This window comes from Streptomyces sp. NPDC001450 (assembly GCF_053597295.1).
The window spans coordinates 1-2158 of the sequence record NZ_JBSFHY010000134.1 but is presented as its reverse complement, the minus strand read 5'-3'; the positions used below and the strand labels follow the sequence as shown (position 1 = coordinate 2158).

The window sequence follows — 2158 nt, the reverse complement described above, 5'->3', positions numbered from 1 at the left end:
CACACGCAGGCCGCCGCGGGTGTGGCGGGTGTCATCAAGATGGTGCTGGCCATGCGGCACGGGACGTTGCCGCGCACCCTGCACGTGGATGAGCCGTCCTCCCATGTCGACTGGTCGGCGGGTGACGTACGACTGCTCACGGAGTCGCGCGACTGGGTGAGGGAGGAGGACCGGCCGCGGCGCGCCGCCGTCTCCGCCTTCGGTGTCTCGGGTACGAACGCGCACGTCATCCTGGAGCAGCCGGTCTTCACGGAGGCCGGGGCCGAGGCGGGGACCGTGCCGGTGCCGTCGCTGGTGCCGTGGGTGGTGTCGGCGCGCAGCCGGGCCGCGTTGCGGGCGCAGGCCGGGCGGCTGGCGGAGTTCGTGAACGGTGACGAGACGCTGGGGGCCGCCGAGGTCGGCACATCTCTGGTGCGCTCGCGGTCGGTGTTCGAGCACCGTGCGGTGGTGTGGGGCGCGGACCGTGAGGAGCTGCTGCGCGGGCTCGAGGCCGTGGCGTCCGGTGAGTCGGCCGCCGATGGCGCGGTGACCGGTGAGGTGGGTGAAGGGGGTCGTACGGCCTTCCTGTTCGCGGGCCAGGGCTCACAACGCCTCGATATGGGGCGGGAGTTGTACGAGGAGTACCCGGCCTTCGCGGACGCCTACGACGCCGTCTGCGCGCATCTGGACGCGGAGCTGGAACTGCCGCTGCGGGAGACCGTGTTCGGCCAGGACGTGGAGCGTCTGAACCGGACGGAGTACGCGCAGCCCGCTCTGTTCGCCCTTGAGGTGGCGTTGTTCCGGTTGCTGGAGTCGTGGGGTGTGCGCCCGGATGTGCTGGCCGGTCATTCGATCGGTGAGATCGCGGCGGCGCATGTGGCGGGGGTGTGGTCCCTGGCGGATGCGTGCCGTCTGGTGGTGGCGCGTGGCCGGTTGATGCAGGCGCTGCCCGAGGGCGGTGCGATGGTCGCGCTCCAGGCCGCCGAGGACGAGGTGCTGCCGCTGCTCAATGACGAGGTGGGTATTGCGGCGGTCAACGGTCCGCGGGCGGTGGTGATTTCGGGTGCGGCCGACGCGGTCGAGGAGGTGGCCGCGCACTTCCGCGCCCAGGACCGCAAGGTGACGGCCCTGCGGGTGAGCCATGCCTTCCACTCGCCGCTGATGGAGCCGATGCTCGCCGACTTCCGCAAGGTGGCCGAGAGCCTGTCGTACGAGCACCCGCGGCTGCCCGTCGTGTCGACCGTCACCGGGGAGGCGGCCACCGCCGGGGAGCTGACCTCGCCCGACTACTGGGTGCAGCATGTCCGCGGGACGGTGCGCTTCGCCGATGCCGTACGCGTCCTGGACGGACAGGACGGCGTCCGCCGCTTCGTCGAACTCGGGACGGACGGCACGCTCACCGCCCTGGCGCAGTCCGTCCTGGACGGTGGGCACAGGGTCGACCGTGACCCGCCCGTCCTGGTCGCCGCTCTGCGCAAGGACCGGCCCGAGGCGAGGTCGGTGCTGTCCGCGCTGGCCGGCGTCTTCGTGTCCGGCGGTGCCGTCGACTGGTCGTCGATACTCGGTGACGGCGTCCGCAGGGCCGCCGAACTGCCCACGTACGCCTTCCAGCACCAGCGGTACTGGCCCAAGGTTGCCGGTGCACACGCCTCCGGCGGCACGGGCAGCGAGATCGACGCCCGCTTCTGGGAGGCCGTCGAGCGGGAGGACCTGGAGGCCCTGGCCGGGGCACTGGAGCTGGAGGAGGACGTCGTGGGCGCGGTACTGCCCGCGTTGACCTCCTGGCGGCGGCAGAGCGTGGAACAGGCCGAGGTGGACGGTTACCGGTACCGGGTGCGGTGGTCGCCGGTGACCGGAATCCCGCGCGGAGCGACACTGGCGGGCCGCTGGCTGGCGGTCGTACCGGACAGCCTTGAGGACGACACCTGGGCCGTTTCGGTACGGGAGGCCCTCACGGCCGCCGGCGCCGAGGTCGAGTGGTGGACGTGCGACCCGCGCGCGAGCCGTGCGCAACTCGCGTCGCAGCTGGAGGACATGACGTCGGTCGCGGGTGTGGTGTCGCTGCTCGCTCTCTCCGGTGACGCGGCCGAGGACGGCGTGCCGGTGGGCGTGTCCGGGTCGGTGGCGCTGGTGCAGGCCCTGGGTGACGCCGGTGTGACGGCCCCGCTGTGGGTGCTGA

Annotated in this window: 1 protein-coding gene; it reads left to right on the top strand. The window is 72.3% G+C overall.

All coding sequences use genetic code 11. The annotated features are described in order from the left end of the window. Positions 1-2158 (top strand): acyltransferase domain-containing protein (locus tag ACWC5O_RS45335; protein ID WP_450781378.1); only part of this gene is annotated, 2158 nt, incomplete at both ends.